General features: G+C 59.8%; 13 protein-coding genes. 7 read left to right on the top strand and 6 right to left on the bottom strand.

The window, feature by feature from the left end:
- Window positions 1–48 precede the first annotated feature (48 nt).
- Entirely contained in the window at window positions 49–672 is a 624-nt protein-coding gene (locus tag LGL98_RS01255; RefSeq protein WP_136033807.1) for a glutathione S-transferase family protein, read from the bottom strand.
- A gap of 126 nt (window positions 673–798) precedes the next feature.
- On the opposite strand from LGL98_RS01255, the gene LGL98_RS01250 reads away from it, so the two are divergent.
- From LGL98_RS01250 to LGL98_RS01240, 3 genes are all read left to right on the top strand, one after another.
- Window positions 799–1,947, top strand: coding sequence for an iron-containing alcohol dehydrogenase (locus LGL98_RS01250; RefSeq protein ID WP_136033808.1), 1,149 nt, complete (start codon window positions 799–801; stop codon window positions 1,945–1,947).
- Window positions 1,948–2,186: 239 nt separating this feature from the next.
- Window positions 2,187–3,839: an alpha,alpha-trehalase gene (locus LGL98_RS01245; protein WP_136033809.1), complete on the top strand. Its 1,653-nt coding sequence runs from the start codon at window positions 2,187–2,189 to the stop codon at window positions 3,837–3,839.
- A 66-nt stretch (window positions 3,840–3,905) separates the two neighbouring features.
- Window positions 3,906–4,439 carry a GNAT family N-acetyltransferase gene (locus LGL98_RS01240; RefSeq protein ID WP_136033810.1) on the top strand — a complete coding sequence of 178 codons (534 nt, stop codon included), beginning with the start codon at window positions 3,906–3,908 and terminating at the stop codon, window positions 4,437–4,439.
- 24 nt (window positions 4,440–4,463) lie between these two features.
- Here the strand turns inward: LGL98_RS01240 and LGL98_RS01235 are convergent, their stop codons facing one another.
- A complete protein-coding gene (locus tag LGL98_RS01235; protein ID WP_136033811.1) occupies window positions 4,464–5,222 on the bottom strand; it encodes an SDR family NAD(P)-dependent oxidoreductase in 759 nt (252 codons plus the stop codon).
- Window positions 5,223–5,341: 119 nt separating this feature from the next.
- On the opposite strand from LGL98_RS01235, the gene LGL98_RS01230 reads away from it, so the two are divergent.
- The 3 genes from LGL98_RS01230 (at window position 5,342) to LGL98_RS01220 (ending at window position 8,972) form a co-directional block, all read left to right on the top strand.
- Window positions 5,342–6,241: a LysR family transcriptional regulator gene (locus tag LGL98_RS01230; protein WP_025710717.1), complete on the top strand. Its 900-nt coding sequence runs from the start codon at window positions 5,342–5,344 to the stop codon at window positions 6,239–6,241.
- Between the two features lie 105 nt (window positions 6,242–6,346).
- Window positions 6,347–7,378, top strand: coding sequence for an inner membrane protein YhjD (gene yhjD / locus LGL98_RS01225; RefSeq protein ID WP_025710716.1), 1,032 nt, complete (start codon window positions 6,347–6,349; stop codon window positions 7,376–7,378).
- Window positions 7,379–7,649: 271 nt separating this feature from the next.
- Window positions 7,650–8,972, top strand: coding sequence for an MFS transporter (locus tag LGL98_RS01220; protein ID WP_017900001.1), 1,323 nt, complete (start codon window positions 7,650–7,652; stop codon window positions 8,970–8,972).
- Between the two features lie 37 nt (window positions 8,973–9,009).
- Here the strand turns inward: LGL98_RS01220 and LGL98_RS01215 are convergent, their stop codons facing one another.
- Entirely contained in the window at window positions 9,010–11,061 is a 2,052-nt protein-coding gene (locus tag LGL98_RS01215; protein WP_136033812.1) for an AsmA family protein, read from the bottom strand.
- Window positions 11,062–11,255: 194 nt separating this feature from the next.
- On the opposite strand from LGL98_RS01215, the gene kdgK reads away from it, so the two are divergent.
- Complete coding sequence (kdgK, locus tag LGL98_RS01210; protein ID WP_136033813.1) at window positions 11,256–12,185, top strand: 2-dehydro-3-deoxygluconokinase; 930 nt, start codon at window positions 11,256–11,258, stop codon at window positions 12,183–12,185.
- Between the two features lie 55 nt (window positions 12,186–12,240).
- Here the strand turns inward: kdgK and LGL98_RS01205 are convergent, their stop codons facing one another.
- From LGL98_RS01205 to hmsP, 3 genes are all read right to left on the bottom strand, one after another.
- Window positions 12,241–13,743, bottom strand: coding sequence for a M16 family metallopeptidase (locus LGL98_RS01205; protein WP_136033816.1), 1,503 nt, complete (start codon window positions 13,741–13,743; stop codon window positions 12,241–12,243).
- 219 nt (window positions 13,744–13,962) lie between these two features.
- Window positions 13,963–15,249: a dicarboxylate/amino acid:cation symporter gene (locus LGL98_RS01200; protein WP_002921438.1), complete on the bottom strand. Its 1,287-nt coding sequence runs from the start codon at window positions 15,247–15,249 to the stop codon at window positions 13,963–13,965.
- 156 nt (window positions 15,250–15,405) lie between these two features.
- The gene (hmsP, locus tag LGL98_RS01195; protein WP_136033818.1) at window positions 15,406–17,412 is read right to left on the bottom strand and encodes a biofilm formation regulator HmsP; all 2,007 of its coding nucleotides are present in this window, start codon (window positions 17,410–17,412) and stop codon (window positions 15,406–15,408) included.
- Window positions 17,413–17,442: the final 30 nt, after the last annotated feature.

Here is a 17,442-nt window from a genome sequence, read left to right as displayed (position 1 = left end):
GATCGCCGGATGATAAAAAGAAGCCCCCAGGGGCTTCTTTTTTTATGCTCAGGCCACGCCGTTATTGCCATGGCGCATAAACGCCGGGCGCTGATTAAGCGCCATATACCAGCGCTCCACGGCCGGCATCTCCGGATGGGCAAAAGGGGTCATCTTCCAGCGATGTACCGACAGCCCCAGCACGATATCGGCCAGGGTGAAGCGCTCGCCGGCTATCCACGCCCCGGTACGCTGCAGCTGCGCTTCGACAATGCGCACGCAGTGGGTCCAGGTGGTAATACTCTCTTTAATCGCCGCCGGATCCTGAAAGCGCGGATCTTTACGCACCAGCCCCATAAAGGCATGGCGCCAGGCTGTATTGAACTCGGTCGCCTGCCAGTCCATCCAGTGCTCCACCTCGGCGGCGGGCTGCGGCTCGGCGGGCAGCAGATCCCAGCGCTCCGCTTTGCGCGCCAGATAGCGGCAGATACTGTTCGACTCCCAGAGCACGAAGTCGTCGTCCAGCAGTACCGGCACCAGGCTGTTAGGATTCAGACGCTGAAACTCAGGCGTATCCAGGGGCTTAAATCCGCTGCCGTAATCTTCCTGCTGGTACGCCAGCCCGGCTTCCTCGCAGGTCCACAGCACTTTCCGTACATTGATTGAAGAGCGTTTGCCCAGAATTGTTAGCATCGTCAGCGATTCCTCAGCCATAAAAGACAGTTCATTCACTCTACTCTATTGCCAGCCAGCAACAAGGCAGAGCGCTGGATAATGTGTATAGTTGATTCCAGCCTGTTTGCCGAAAAGGAACCCGACATGTTGACCCCTTTTACCGTTTTGATGCCTGCAAATATTCGCTTTGGCCGTGGTCAGGCCGAGAGCGCCGCCCCCTGGCTGGCGCAACAGGGCGGCCCTATCCTGCTGGTGCATGGCGCCAACCCGCAGCGGGCGGCGTTTCTCCGCCAGCGGCTGGAGGCGCTGCAGCTGGCGGTCACGACGCTGGCGATAAGTCGCGAACCCTGGCTTAGCGATATTGAGCAGGGCGTCCAGCTGGCGCGCGAGAAGGGGATCAGAGCAGTGGTCAGCCTCGGCGGCGGTGCGGTGATTGACGCCGGTAAGGCGATTGCGGCGCTGGTCCCCGCCGCCGGCCCGCTGATCGACTATCTGGAAGTCGTGGGAACGGGCCGTCAGCTGGAAGCCAGCCCGCTGCCGTTCGTGGCGATCCCCACCACCGCGGGCACGGGCGCGGAAGTCACCAAAAATGCGGTGATCAACGTTCCGGAACAGCAGCGGAAAGTGAGCCTGCGCGACGACCGAATGCTGCCTGACCTGGCGATTGTCGACCCGGCGCTAACCGACAACGCGCCGCGGAGCATCACCCTGAGCTCCGGCCTCGACGCCCTGACCCAGGTGATCGAGCCCTGGCTCTGCAGCCGGGCCACTCCCTTCACCGATGCTCTCTGCCAGCAGGCGATCCCGCGGGGCATCCGCGCGCTAAAAATCCTGATGGAAAAAGAGTGTCCGGCCAGCCGCGACGAGATGGCCTGGGTCAGCCTGTGCGGCGGCCTGGCGCTGGCGAACGCCGGGCTGGGGGTGATCCACGGCCTCGCCGGCCCGCTGGGCGGCATGAGCCGCGCCTCGCACGGCGCCTTATGCGGCAGCCTGCTGCCGTTTGGCTTGGCGCTCAATGAGTCACAGATAAGCGACCCTGCCCTGCGCCAGCGCTTCAACGACGTTCGCCGCTGGCTGGCCGACGGGCTGGACGTGCCTGTGGAACAGGTCTGGGACAGTCTGCGGGAATGGAGCCATCGCGCCGGTCTTGGCACCCTGCGCGACCTCGGCGTGGCGCGCGATGCGCTGGAACCGGCGGCGCTGGCGGCCAGCACCTCCTCGTCGATGAAGGCCAACCCGGTCAGCCTGAGCGGCGAACAACTGCTGGAGATGCTGGAGGCGGCGTGGGAGTGAGCGCGCCGGGATAAAATTTTGTTGCATAATGAATGCTCCGAATTTCATCTGCGCTCGAATAGATAGATTTTATTTTTTTATCAATTAGTTACTTTAAGATAACCGTTTTTCTTCTTGGTGGGAAAGCGTGATCTAACGCACAGTTTGCTTCACACTCACCGAAGCGACTGTCTACGCTTAATAGACAAGGCCGGGTATTCCCGGCCCCGAACTCACGCTATCCGGAGGTCCGTATCGCTATGTTCAGCCAGAAATTACGCCACGTTGAAGACGACGAGTTAAGGATCGACATCGATCCCTGCTACGAAGCCGATCCGTACGAATTAAAGCTGGATGAGATGATAGACGCTGAACCGGAGCCTGAGGTGATCGAGGGGCTTCCGGCGTCCGATGCCCTCACCCCGGCGGATCGCTATCTTGAGCTGTTTACCAACGTGCAGAAATCACGCATTTTCGCTGACAGCAAAACCTTCCCCGACTGCGCGCCGAAACACGATCCGCTGGACATCCTGCGGAACTACCGTAAGGTCAAACGCCAGCCCGACTTCGATCTGCGGCAGTTCGTTGAGGACAACTTCTGGCTGCCGGAGAGCCAGAGCGACGTCTACACCTCCGACCCCAGCCTGACGCTGAAAGAGCACATCGATAAGCTGTGGCCGGTGCTGACCCGCGAGCCCCAGGATCATATCCCGTGGTCATCGCTACTGGCGCTGCCGCAAGCCTACATCGTGCCCGGCGGCCGCTTTAGCGAAACCTATTACTGGGACTCTTATTTCACCATGCTGGGGCTGGCAGAGAGCGGCCGGGAAGATCTTCTGAAATGCATGGCCGATAACTTCGCCTGGCTGATTGAAACCTACGGCCACATTCCGAACGGCAACCGCACCTACTACCTCAGCCGCTCGCAGCCGCCGGTCTTCGCCCTGATGGTCGAACTCTTTGAAGAGGATGGCGTGCGCGGCGCGAAACGCTATCTGGATCATCTGAAGATGGAGCACGCCTTCTGGATGGACGGCGCCGAGTCGTTAATCCCGCACCAGGCGTATCGCCACGTGGTGCGCATGCCGGATGGCTCCCTGCTCAATCGCTACTGGGACGACCGTGACACGCCGCGGGATGAGTCGTGGCGCGAAGACGTGGAGACCGCCCGACACTCCGGGCGGCCCGCCAATGAAGTGTACCGCGACCTGCGGGCAGGCGCCGCGTCCGGCTGGGACTACTCCAGCCGCTGGCTGCGGGATATCACGCGGCTGGCCAGCATCCGCACGACGCAGTTTATCCCCATCGACCTGAACGCCTTCCTGTTCAAGCTGGAGACGACCATCGCCAACCTCTCCGGCCTGAAGGGCGATCGCGAGACGGAGGCGGCCTTCCGCCAGAAGGCCCAGGATCGACGGGCGGCGGTCAACCGCTATCTGTGGGATGATGAGAACGGCTGTTTCCGCGATTATGACTGGCGCCGTGAACAGCTGGCACTGTTTTCCGCCGCCAGTATCGTCACCCTTTACGTCGGTCTGGCGACCCACGAACAGGCAGAACGCCTTGCCGATGCGGTGCGGGCCCGCCTGCTCACCCCGGGGGGGATCATGGCCACCGAATACGAGAGCGGTGAGCAGTGGGATAAACCCAACGGCTGGGCGCCGCTGCAGTGGATGGCGATCCAGGGATTTAAACGTTACGGCCAGGATCCGCTGGGAGATGAGATTGCCTGGAGCTGGCTGCAGACGGTCAACCACTTTTACAAGCAGCATCACAAGCTGATTGAGAAATACCATATTGCCACCGGCGTCCCTCATGAGGGCGGCGGCGGCGAGTATCCCCTGCAGGATGGCTTTGGCTGGACCAACGGCGTGGTGCGCCGGCTGATTGGCCTGTACGGTGAGCCAACCTAGTCGGGCTGTTCCCGGCGGCTTTCTCCTGCTATGTTCAGAGGATTCGCCCTGCCTGGAATGACGCTTATGCCTGAACTCCTGACGCCGCGCCTGCGCTGCTCACCGCTGCAGCTGGACGACTGGTCGTTTTTTCTCGCCCTGCAGCAGGATCCGCAGGTCATGCTCTACGTCGCCGATCCCCGGCCGCAGGCGGCCATCCGCGAGGCGTTCGACTCGCGGCTGCCGCCGTGGGCGCCGGGGGATGAGCACTGGCTGTGTCTGGTGGTGCGCGACAGGCTGACCCATACCCCGCTCGGCCTGACCGGTTACCAGCATCATCAGCGCGACATTGCCGAGGTTGGCTTTCTCTTCGCCCCGGCGGCGCAGGGTCGGGGCTACGGCTACGAATCGCTGCGCGCGCTGTGCGACTACGCCTTTACCACCGGCGGCGTCCGCCGCCTGACCGCCAGCGTCACCGCCGGCAACGAGGCGTCTAAGCAGTTATTGCTCAAAGCCGGCTTCCGGCTGGAGGGGGAGCTGCGGGAAAACTACTGGCTCAACGGACGCTGGCACAACGACTGGCTGTTCGGTCGTCTGCGTGGGGAGGGCGATGCGCCGTAGCGCACCGCCTGTCGTCGCTCTGGCTCAGAGGAACATCCCGCCCGAGACTTCCACGCGCTGCGCGTTCATCCACGCCAGCTCATCGCTGAGCAGGGCGGCGATGGCGTCGCCGATATCATCCGGCAGCCCGACGCGCCCCAGCGCGGTCTGGGCGGCGATATGCCGATTCACCTCAGCGTTATCGCGCACCACCCCGCCGCCAAAGTCGGTCTCAATGGCCCCCGGCGCGATGATGTTCACCGATATTCCCCGTCCGCCCAGCTCTTTCGCCTGATAACGGGTCAGGACCTCCATCGCCCCCTTCATCGCGGCGTAGGCCGCATAGCCAGGCAGAGCAAAGCGCGCCAGGCCGCTGGAGACGTTGAGGATACGCCCCCCGTCCTGCAGGAGGGGCAGCAGCCGCTGGGTCAGGAAAAACGGCCCTTTGAACTGAATATTCATCAGTTCGTCAAACTGCGCTTCGCTGGTCTCGGCGAAGGGTACGTTGAGACCGATCCCGGCGTTGTTCAGTAAATAATCAAAGGTGGTGCGCCCCCACTGCTGCGTCAGCACCTGCGCTACCTCGCTGGCGAAAGCATCAAAACTTGAGGTATCGCCGACGTTCAGCGCTAATGCTGCTGCTTTAACCCCTTTTTTCTCTATTTCCGCCACCACCTCGAGGGCCGCCTGGCGGTTGCTGTGATAGGTCAGGAGAATATCGGTTCCCTTCGCCGCCAGCTTCAACGCGGCGTTTTTGCCCAAACCGCGGCTGCCGCCGGTCACTAAAGCGATACGTTGTGTCATCAGAAGACCCCTTTCAGGTTGCGTTGTGATTGTGTTGTAGCTTATTAACTGCTCATTCAACAATAAATACGCTACATTGCGTTTTACTGTTTCATTAACAACAACAATAGGCGATCGGCATGGATAAAATTCATGCAATGCAGTTATTCATTCGCGTAGCGGATCTGGAGAGTTTCTCCCGCGCCGCCGAGACCCTGGCGCTACCTAAAGGTAGCGTCTCACGACAGATTCAGGCCCTGGAAAGCCATCTTGGCGTACGGCTCCTGCACCGCACCACCCGCCGGGTCCAGCTCACCCAGGATGGGATGGTCTACTACGAGCGGGCAAAGGATCTGCTGAGCAATCTCGACGAGCTGGACGGTATGTTCCAGCACGATCCGGCGAGCATCAGCGGCCGGCTGCGGGTGGATATGCCGGTCGGTTTTGCCAAAAAGCTGGTGATCCCGCACCTGCCGACTTTTTTACAGCAGTATCCGGGCATCGAACTGGAGCTGAGCAGCAGCGATCGGCTGGTGGACGTGATCCGCGAGGGGTTTGACTGCGTGGTGCGCGTCGGCGCGCTCAAAGACTCAGGGCTGATTGCCCGCCCGCTGGGCAAGCTGACGCAAATTAACTGCGCCAGCCCGGACTACCTTGCGCGATTTGGCTACCCGCAAACCCTGGAGGATCTGGCGGATCATGCCCTGATCCACTACGCCAGCACCCTCGGGGTCCGTCCCCCCGGCTTTGAGGTCGCGATCGACGGTGCGGTGCGCTGGGTAAAAACTGGCGGCATATTGACGGTTAATAGCACGGAAACCTATCAGGCGGCCTGTATTGCCGGGCTGGGGATTATTCAGGTGCCGCGCACCGGCGTGCGCGAGGCGTTACGCGCCGGCGACCTGACGGAGATCCTGCCCCAGTACCGCGCCGAACCGCTGCCGGTCTCGCTTATCTACCCGCACCGGCGCAATCTCTCCCGTCGCGTGCATCTGTTTATGGAGTGGCTGGGTGGACTGATGAAAGCGTATGTCGATTGATCCGCGTGGGCGGTAAACGGGCGGCGGGAGAGGCATTCCTGCAGGATACGCCATTTAAGGTATACTTTTTGCTGAATCTCGCTGTAAAAAAGGAAGAAAACACGTATGACGCCGGAAAACGACGATCGACGCCCGCCACAGGAACCGGACCCGCAGCCGGAGAAAAGCAAAAGCACGCTCGATGCCCTCAATGATACAGCCGTCGGGCAAAAAGCCAGTCACGCGCTGAAGACCGTCACCGGAACGGCGGCCAAAGTGCAGCGCAATCCAGTGGTCGCCCATCTGCTGCGCGCCGCTGAGCGCTTCAATGACCGGTTGGGCAATCAGTTTGGCGCGGCTATCACCTATTTCTCGTTCCTGTCGATGATCCCGATCCTGATGGTCTCCTTCGCCGCCGCCGGCTTCGTGCTGGCCTGGCATCCGACGCTGTTGCAGGACATTTTTGACAAAATCCTGCAAAACGTCAGCGACCCAACGCTGGCGGCAACCTTGAAAAACACCATCAATACCGCGGTGCAGCAGCGCACCACCGTTGGTCTGGTCGGTCTGCTGGTCGCCCTCTATTCCGGGATTAACTGGATGGGTAACCTGCGTGAAGCGATCCGCGCCCAGTCGCGCGACGTCTGGGAGCGCCGGCCGCAGGACGAAGAGAAAATCTGGATAAAATACTTCCGCGATTTTATCTCGCTGATCGGTCTGCTGGTGGCGCTGATTATTACGCTGTCGATCACCTCCGTCGCCGGCTCCGCCCAGCAGATGATTATTTCCGCACTGTATCTCGATAACATTGAATGGCTGAAACCCGCCTGGCGGCTAATCGGCCTCGCGATCTCGATTTTTGCCAACTACCTGCTCTTTTTCTGGATCTTCTGGCGTCTGCCACGCCATCGTCCGCGCCGCAAAGCGCTGTTTCGCGGCACGCTTATCGCGGCGATTGGTTTTGAAATCATCAAAATTGTCATGACCTGGACGCTGCCGGCGCTGGTGAAATCCCCCTCCGGGGCGGCATTTGGATCGGTGCTGGGGCTGATGGCCTTTTTCTATTTCTTTGCCCGCCTGACGCTGTTCTGCGCCGCGTGGATCGCCACCGCGGAGTATAAAGACGACCGGCGGATGCCGGGCAAAACCCACCGTTAACGTATTGCGAGGATGAATTGGAGCGGCAAAATTCATCCTCGCACAATATTTCAGAAGATAAATCCGCTTCTTAACTTTTATTTAACCCGAAACTGGTTTTATCCTCTATCCTTTTAATTGTGTGAAGCATTTCATAGAACTATTTTTTCTGGCGTAAAAATTATCCGCTTATTGTCTATTTTTTGGCCATTATCAGCGTTTGTTACAGATTGAAATGTCCCTGTGGCTGTGGCTATATGGCTTTTCGTTCGCGCAAAAATAAGAAAGATCTATGCAAGCCACAGCCACCACACTCGAAAACACGCAGGAAACTGCCCCGGTCAACTCGCGCAATAAAGTCGTTGTCGCCTCGCTCATTGGTACTGCCATTGAGTTTTTCGACTTCTATATTTATGCGACCGCCGCGGTCATCGTCTTCCCGCATATCTTTTTCCCGCAGGGCGATGCCGCTGCGGCCACCCTGCAGTCGCTGGCCACCTTCGCCATCGCCTTCGTCGCCCGGCCGATCGGCTCCGCCCTGTTTGGCCACTTCGGCGATCGCGTTGGCCGGAAGGTCACCCTGGTCGCCTCGCTGTTAACCATGGGGATCTCCACCGTGGTGATCGGCCTGCTGCCCGGCTATGAAAGCATTGGCATTGTCGCGCCGATGCTGCTGGCGCTGGCGCGCTTCGGCCAGGGCCTTGGCCTCGGGGGAGAATGGGGCGGCGCAGCGCTGCTGGCAACGGAAAACGCCCCGGCGCGCAAGCGGGCGCTGTACGGCTCCTTCCCACAGCTGGGTGCGCCGATCGGCTTCTTCTTCGCCAACGGCACCTTCCTGCTGCTCTCCTGGCTGTTGACCGACCAGCAGTTTATGGAGTGGGGCTGGCGCGTGCCGTTTATCTTCTCCGCGGTACTGGTGATCATCGGTCTGTACGTTCGCGTCTCGCTGCATGAAACACCGGTCTTCGCCAAAGTAGCGGCGGCGAAAAAACAGGTCAAAATCCCGCTGGGTACCCTGTTAACCAAACACGTCCGCGTGACGGTGCTGGGCACCTTCATCATGCTGGCCACCTACACCCTGTTCTATATCATGACCGTCTACTCGATGACCTTCAGCACCGGCGCCGCGCCGAATGGCCTGGGCCTGCCGCGTAACGAAGTGCTGTGGATGCTGATGATGGCGGTGATTGGCTTTGGCGTGATGGTGCCGATCGCCGGCCTGCTGGCGGACGCTTTTGGCCGTCGCAAGAGCATGATTATCATCACCACGATGATTATTTTGTTCGCCCTGTTCGCGTTTAAACCGCTGCTGGGTTCCGGCAATCCGCTGCTGGTGTTTGCCTTCCTGTTGCTGGGTTTAAGCCTGATGGGACTGACCTTTGGCCCGATGGGCGCGCTGCTCCCTGAGCTGTTCCCCACGGAAGTGCGCTACACCGGGGCGTCGTTCTCCTATAACGTGTCGTCGATCCTCGGCGCTTCGGTCGCCCCGTACATTGCCGCCTGGCTGCAGGGCAACTACGGCCTCGCGGCAGTCGGCACCTATCTGGCGGCGATGGCGGCGCTGACGCTGATCGCCCTGCTGCTGACCCACGAGACCCGCCACCAGTCGTTGTGATCCTTTGCCCTGACGCCGCTGGCGTCAGGGCTCTCCCCTACTTTTTCATTTGCGACAAAATGGTCCGGCACTGGTTGCTATCGCCCTCCGCCGGGGAGACCAGCGCCAGCAGCGCGGCAGCTGGGGTCACCAGGGTGGCCAGCGCCGCCGCTACCGCGCCGCGGACAATCAGCGGCCCGGCCTTCACTCCCGCCTGCGGCGATTTAAAGGTACCCCGGACATACAGCGGGGAACGCAGGGTGATCACCCGGAAGCCTTTGCTTTCCGGATCGATGGTCAGGTCCAGCTGCTCGGAGGCGAAGCTGGCGGTCCCGGTCACATTGATCAGCGCGTTTTCCGTATCGAAGGCAAAAATCTGCGGCCGGGCGACGCCGTTGGTCACGTCGATATTGGCCGCCGCGCAGTTCACCCGCACCTCCTCATCGCCAAAAATCTGGCCGATCAGGTAGTTACCGACGTTAAGACCGAGGATTTCCATCAGGTTGCGACTGATCAGGCCGTCGTTCATCAGCAGCTTCAGGTTACCGTTGCTGTTGCCGAGCAGGGCCGCCACCGAGTTGCCGCTGCCGCGCAGCTGGACATCGCCATTCATCTCGCCGAGGGTTTTCTGCATCATCTCGACGTTCGGCATCAGCGCCTTCAGCTTCAGGCGTCGCGCCTGCAGATTGGCCTCACCCTGCAGCGGCTTTTTATCACCCTGCAAGTGTACGCTGCCGGCAATCGACCCGTTGGCCAGGCCAAAGCGCACCGGCTGCAGGCGCAGGTCGCCACCCTCCAGAATTACATGGGTCGACAGATCGCTGATCGGCAGGGTACCGCCGTGCTCAATTCTCCGGCCCTTAAAGCGCACATCGGCATCCATCACCTGCCATTTGTCGGTTTCAAAGCGGTCCGCCGGCAACACTTTACCCGCCGGCTGCGGCCGGTCGCCCGCCTGACGCGAAGCGCTTTTTTTCGTCCCTTTGCCGGAGTCGACGCCGATTAACGGCCCGAGGTCCGCCAGCCGCAGCTGCTTCGACTCCATATCGCCGCTGAGTTTCGGCCGCGGTTTGCCGGTGGTGTATGTCAGGGAGCCATGGATGTCGCTATCGCCGATCCGACCATTAAAATCCTGATAGTCGAAGCGCATGCGTTTTTTCTGCGTAAAGTCGGCGCGCAGGCGGCCGTCGGTAGAAAACGATGGCGTCTCCGGCAGCAGCACGCCGGTCAGGTCGTAGAGATCGCGCAGCGAGTCGCCGGCGAATTTTAGCCGCAGGTCAATGCCGCCGACGTTGAGCGGGTCGCTGACCGTGCCGCTGAACGCCACCCGGGTGTTGCCGGAATGAAAGTCGCCCTGCAATGGGAAAGGCGTGCTTGCGCTACGCAGGGCCAGCATGCCGCCGATTTTACCGTCGCCGGTGACCGGCTGGTCCTTGTAGCGGCCCTTCAGCGACAGGCCAAAGACGTAGTCGCCTGGTTTTGCCGCGCTATGCCGATCCTTCGTGCCGGTCACTTCGCTGAACGGCAGCGGTTTGCCGAGGGGATCGACGAGGATGGTGATATCGCTGCGGGTGATCTTGTCGTCAATGGCGATAGTCCCGCGGTCAAAGAGAATATTATCGAGGCGAAAGGACCAGCTGGAGGGGGTGCTGTCGCCCGACGTACGCTGATCGCCAGCCAGCTGAAAGGTCCAGTTATTGTTATCTTCCGCCAGGCGGATCAGCCGCACGTCGGGCTGTTCCAGCTTGATCCATGGCAGGTACACCGTTTTGCTCAGCAGCGCCAGCGGGGCAAGCGTCGCCTCCACCCGCGGCAGGTGGATCATAGTCACCTGGGGAATGGCCGGCGGGTTGCCCAACACGATATCTTCCGCGTGCACGTGCGGCCACGGGATCCAGCTGCGCCAGCCGCGTTCTTCCGGCTGCCGCTCCCAGACTACGCCGAGATCGCCGCGGATGGCGAACGGGCGGTTAAGTTCGGCGGAGACTTTCTGATTGATCGTCGGCTTCAACCGGTTCCAGTCAAAGGTGGCCAGCACGATAAAGAAAAGAACGATCAGCAACAGTATCGTTCCTGCGATGATCACCAACGTTTTACGGGTTCTGCTCATCCCTAGTGCGCTCCTTTTGCATCACGTCAGTCCTGAATATAGTCAAAAAGCAGCGTTTCTCCTGGAAATGCGCTTTTCGTCACATTACGCGCGTCAGGTCAAAAAAATAATGGAACGATGTTTTAATATGATTGACCAGCAAAACAGCGCAGCGCACACTAGCGCTTAAATCGATTCCATTGCAGGTTCTGGCTATGTCTAAAAAAATTGCCGTTATTGGCGAATGCATGATTGAGCTGTCAGAGAAGAACGGGGCCGTTAACCGCGGCTTTGGCGGCGATACCTTAAACACCTCGGTCTATATCGCGCGGCAGACCAATGCCAGCGCATTGAGCGTCCACTACGTCACCGCCCTGGGAACCGATGCGTTCAGCCAGCAAATGCTCGACAGCTGGCAGCAGGAAAACGTCAACACCGCTCTTATCCAGCGGATGGCCGACCGCCTGCCGGGGCTGTATTACATTGAAACCGATGACACCGGCGAGCGCACCTTCTACTACTGGCGCAACGAGGCGGCGGCAAAGTTCTGGCTGGAGAGCGATCGCGCAGCGGCGATTTGCGAAGAGTTGGCCACTTTCGACTATCTCTATCTGAGCGGCATCAGTCTCGCCATTCTCAGCCCAGACAGCCGCGACAAGCTGTTCACGCTGCTGCGTGAGTGCCGCGCCAACGGCGGCAAGGTGATCTTCGACAACAACTATCGCCCGCGCCTGTGGGCCAGCCAGGCGGAGACGCAGCAGGTCTATCAGGAGATGCTCGCTTGCACCGATATCGCGTTTCTGACCCTCGATGATGAAGACGCGCTGTGGGGAGAAAAACCGGTTGCTGAGGTGATCGCCCGCACCCACGCCGCCGGCGTGGAAGAGGTGGTGGTGAAGCGTGGCGCGGATGCCTGCCTGGTGTCTGTTAGCGGGCAGCCGCTGCGGGAAGTGCCGGCCGTCAGGCTGGCCAAAGAGAAGGTGGTGGATACCACCGCCGCCGGAGATTCCTTCAGCGCTGGCTACCTGGCCGTGCGCCTGACCGGCGGTGATGCTGAATCCGCCGCCAGACGCGGGCATCTGACCGCCAGCACGGTGATCCAGTATCGCGGGGCGATCATCCCGCGGGAAGCGATGCCGCAGTAATTCTCCGCAGGAAGCGCTCTCCGGCCGCCGCTGGCGTGCCGGAGAGGTCGTTCAGTTACTGCCCCGGCGGGATGTCGCTGGCCTCGCTGTGGGCGTCAACCGTATCGGCGCTGCCGCCGGTCGTCGTCGCCGCCGGATTTGGCGCCATCAGTTTTTCCCACGTGGCCTGCAGCTCCTTCATATTGTATTCCGGTTCGCCTTTCGGCTGCTGCAGCACCAGCGCCATGTCCTGCGAGAGCTGCTGGCGCAGGTACTGGTTCAGCATGTCCACCGTCAGGGAGTTAAGGAACTCCTGACGCAGCTTCTGGTACTGCTCCGGCGCGATATCCACCACCTGATTTTGCAGGGAGCGCATGCGCTGGCTCATCAGAATGTCGGTGTCAGTGCGCGCATAGGTGGCAAACAGCTTCTGCAGCTCAAGGCTTTTCTGAGCGATAAGCGCGTCAAACTCTTCCTGCGGCAGGCCGTTATCCCGCACTTTTGCCAGCTCGCGCGAAACCACGCTCAGGTTGTTATTCAGACGCTCGCCCGGCGATTCGATGTTAATGGCGCACTGCGCGCGCTGATAGAGCACCCGGCAGTCAAAGCCCAGGCCAATATCCTTCACGTTATTTTTGCTCAGGCTCTGCTGCACGTGCCAGAACAGCGCTTCGCGGGCGAGATCGTCACGCCAGTAGCGCTGCAGCGCCGCGGAGTCGCGGATCGGCTGCCAGGGCGCATCCCACATGATGGACAGTTTGTCCTGACGCACTGCATTGGTCATGATGCTGACCGGCACGGTAGGCAGTGGCGATAAGGTCGGCACCGCCGCGGGGGTTTCCCGCTTGCCCTTCAGATCGCCGAAGGTCTTATTGATTTGCTCGGCAACGCTGCGGCTGTCGACGTTCCCCACTACGATCAGCGTCATGGCGTCGGGGGTATACCATTTTTGATAAAAGTCTTTCAGCTGCGCCACGTCGATCGGCTGTTTCAGCGGCGCGGCGGGGTCATGGCCTAGCATGGTTGACCCTTTCAGGCGATAGCGCCACCAGCCCTCTTTGGTATCCAGCGGCCAGGTCGCCACCATGTCGCTGCCCTGCAGCGCATGGTTGATCGATTCAGGCGTAATGGTCAGTTTACCGCTGGCGTCGGCCAGCCAGCTCAGCGCCTCTTTCAGCAGATCGTTGCGGTTATTGGGCAGGCTGAGATTAAACATCGTGTAATCGTAGGAGACGATGGCCGGCGGCAGAGGACGCTTCGGGTCAATACTCTGCTGCCATAAAGAGCGCGCCTGCATCGTCGGCAGGCTGCCGCTTTGCGTCAACGCCAGGCGGGGAATAAAGCGGCTGAAACCACTCTGCTGAGTGCTTTCGCTCAGCGAGCCAATATTGACGGACAGACGGACTTCGATACGGTCGCTGGGACGTTGCGGCGTGGCCAATACCTGCCACGACAAACCATTCGCTAAGGTCCCTTGTTGCCAGGCCGGATCAGGCTGGAGCGCTTCTGCCTGCACATAACCGGCCGCCGCTACCATCAGCAAACCGCCCGTTAAGAGTTTAATTGTTGTGCCCTGCATGTGAACCCCTGATGAACATTCCTGGTTACAACAGCACCCCACTGACGGGCTGCCGAAAAAAGTGAGAGTGAAATACGTCGGTTAGACCACACGGAGACGAAAATGTCGCATGACAACGTAAAATAATCATTTCGTGTCATTCCCGCCGGGCGGGAATGACCTCTAATTATGCGCAGGAGCCCGTGCTCCAGCAAGGGAGTACGGGCCTAAGAGGAGGATTTAAGAGGATAATTCGTGCGTTTTGTTCGCCGGAACACGGTTATTCAGAACGTCATCCATCTGTTTGGCATCCAGTTCTTTCACCCATTTGGCCACTACCACCGTGGCAACACCGTTACCCACCAGATTAGTCAGCGCGCGGGCTTCGGACATAAAGCGGTCGATACCGAGGATCAGCGCCAGGCCAGCCACCGGTAAATGTCCGACGGCTGAGATGGTCGCCGCCAGCACGATGAAGCCGCTGCCGGTCACCCCTGCCGCCCCTTTCGAGGACAACAGCAGCACTACCAGCAGGGTAATCTGATGGAAAATATCCATATGGCTGTTGGTCGCCTGGGCGATAAAGACTGCGGCCATCGTCAGATAGATAGAGGTGCCATCGAGGTTGAACGAATAGCCGGTCGGGATCACCAGGCCCACCACCGATTTACGGCAGCCCAGCTTCTCCATCTTGTCGAGCATTCTCGGCAGCGCCGATTCTGATGAGGAGGTTCCCAGCACAATCAGCAGCTCTTCCCGGATATAGCGGATAAATTTGAAGATGCTGAAGCCGGTGGCCCGGGCGATGCTCCCCAGCACCACCACCACGAACAGGATACAGGTGATATAGAAGCAGATAATCAGCTGCCCCAGCTGCACCAGGGTGCCGACGCCATATTTACCGATGGTAAAGGCCATGGCCCCGAAGGCGCCGATCGGCGCCAGGCGCATGATCATATTGATGATGCCGAAGATGACCTGGGAGAAACTTTCAATGACGTTGAAAATCAGCTGGCCCTTGCTGCCCAGACGGTGCAGGGCAAAACCAAACAGGACGGCGAACAGCAGCACCTGCAGAATATTGCCGCTGGCGAAGGCGCCGATGACGCTGCCCGGGATCACATCCAGTAAAAAGGCCACTACCCCTTGATCTTTCGCCTGCTCAGCGTACACCGCCACCGCTTTCGCATCGAGCGTTGACGGATCAACGTTCATCCCGGCGCCCGGCTGCACCACGTTGACGATAATCAGACCGATAATCAGCGCGATGGTGCTGACCACTTCGAAATAGAGCAACGCCACTGCCCCGGTACGACCAACGGCTTTCATGCTTTCCATCCCGGCGATCCCCGTCACGACGGTACAGAAGATAACCGGAGCAATCACCATTTTAATCAGCTTAACGAAGGCGTCGCCGAAGGGTTTCATTTGCGCGCCCAGTTCCGGGTAAAAATGGCCCAGCAGAATACCGATCGCTATGGCCGTCAGCACCTGGACATAGAGGCTTTTAAAGATAGAGGTTTTCATAGGGTGTCCTTTGGGAATAACCACAGAGCAAGAAGGGATATTTGACGTCTGTGGCTTAAAAATAACACCCTGGAAACATTTCAGAAATAACTAACGCCGAAAGTGCAACGCAATTGTTAAAATCTTTGAGCTGACTCGCACAAGTCAACAAAATATTTACAAATTTGCATCCTCCCGGACCGGGGAGAGATAGCGAACGCTGAATGCCTCCTGCGGTAAAGCGCAACCGAACAGGTGGCCCTGGAGCACCTCGACGCCGGCGGTTTGCAACCAGCGGTACTGGGCCTCGTTCTCCACCCCTTCCGCCACGATACGTAGCGACAGGCCGCGCGCGAGCTGGATCATCGCCGGCACCATGCTGACATCCTCCGGCAGCATATCGATGAATACCTTATCAATTTTCAGGATATCCACCGGCAGGGCCTTCATCTGCTGCAGCTGGTGCAACCCGGCATAACCCATGCCAAAATCATCCAGCGCAATCTGCACCCCGGCCTCGCGCAGCGGGCGCAACCGGGACATCACGTCCTGCGGATCGTCCATCCGGCAGCTCTCCGTCACCTCAAGGATGAGGGTGCCAGGCGCGATGCGGTAGCGAGCGATCAGCTTCAGCATCTCCTCGCCACGATCATGCTCCAGCAGCTGAAGCAGCGAAACATTGACCGACAGCGGCAGCATAATCCCCTGGCTTTGCCAGGCTGCCAGCTGGCGGCAGGCCTCTTCCATCACCCAGTAACCGACCGGGATAATCAGCCCGCAGGATTCAATACGCTCAATCAGCGCCGGCGGTAGCGACCAGCTGCCATCCGCCTGCCGCTGGCGCAGTAGCACTTCGGCACCGCAGATCTCGCCGCTGGCGCAGGCCACCTGCGGCTGCAGCCAGATAGCGAACTGCTGGTTGTCGAGGGCGGTCATAATGTCATGCTCTTCCATCAGGCGACGCTGAGCCTTTTCCATCTGCTCGGGATCGAAGAACTCGATCTGGTTTTTGCCTTTACGTCGTGCGGTGACGGCGGCCGACACCGCGCGCCGGTAAAACTGCTCGGCGCTGAGCCCGGCGTGGAACATGGCGATCCCGACGCTGGCGTAGGGCCGCAACTGCAGACCATGCAGCGGTAAACGTTCATTAATAATAGTGAGCACTTGCTTACTTAACGTTACCGCCTGCCAAGGTTCGGCGAGCCCATCGGCGAGGATCGCGAAGTCATACCCGCTCACCTGAGCCAGCACCATTTGCGGCGGAATGGCGGCCCGCAGCTTCTCCACCAGCGTCAGGAGCAGCATTTCGCGCTGACTCTCCTTGAGCACCCCGGCGGCATCCTGGAGGGTTTCGCAGGCGACGACGATCAGCGCGGCGCCCTGCGGGCGGGCCACGGTCTGCTCCAGCATCGCCAGCAAAAAGGCTTTATTCGGCAGCTCGGAGACCGGGAAGCGGGTCGACTGGATAGACAGCTCATCATGCTGGCGCACCAGGCTCTGCTGGTTGCGGTTATAGCTACGCACCAGCATACCGATCTCGTCGTCATGGTGCAGGCGCGGGAGGGTCAGCTGATGGCCGAGACGATCCTGCTGGGAAAGATCGTTCAGTTCACGAGCGATACGACGCAACGGGCGAACCATCAGCCGGTTGATGCACCAGGTGAGCGCCACCGTCAGCATCAGCACCAAAAGTAAGTAAGCGGTCACTAATGTTGCAAGGGCGCTCATCACAAACTTATACATGCGATAAGAGTCGGCCTGCAGCACCAGGTAGGCCAGCGGCTGCGGGTTGGCCGGCCGCTCCAGCGAATAAATAGGCAGCGAAATCTGCACCGGCAGCTCAAACAGCCGGGTGACGGTCACCGGCACCGGTCGCTCGGGGATAAACCGCATCCGCAGCGCCTGGAACTGGTTCGGCAATACCACATCCGCCCGGCTGACGATGCCAGCAGGCTGGATACGGCTTAAAATGGCTTCCGCTTCCGGAATATCGGCTTTCAGAATAGCCGCGGACAGCGGTTCGCGAACGGATCGCGCGATACTTTCTAACTGCGTGGCCGTGGTAAAACGACTCTGTTGCACAAAGTGGAACAGCAAAATAGTGCAAAAAACCAATACAAAGGCCATGGACACGCTCGCGACCATCGCCATCTGTTTGATTGTAAGTGAACGGCTGACGCGCAACGGTGTTCTCCACTAAGACTGAATGCATAC

The sequence above is a fragment of the Klebsiella africana genome (assembly GCF_020526085.1).
Lineage (GTDB): Bacteria > Pseudomonadota > Gammaproteobacteria > Enterobacterales > Enterobacteriaceae > Klebsiella > Klebsiella africana.
This window is presented reverse-complemented; position numbering and strand designations above follow the sequence as displayed.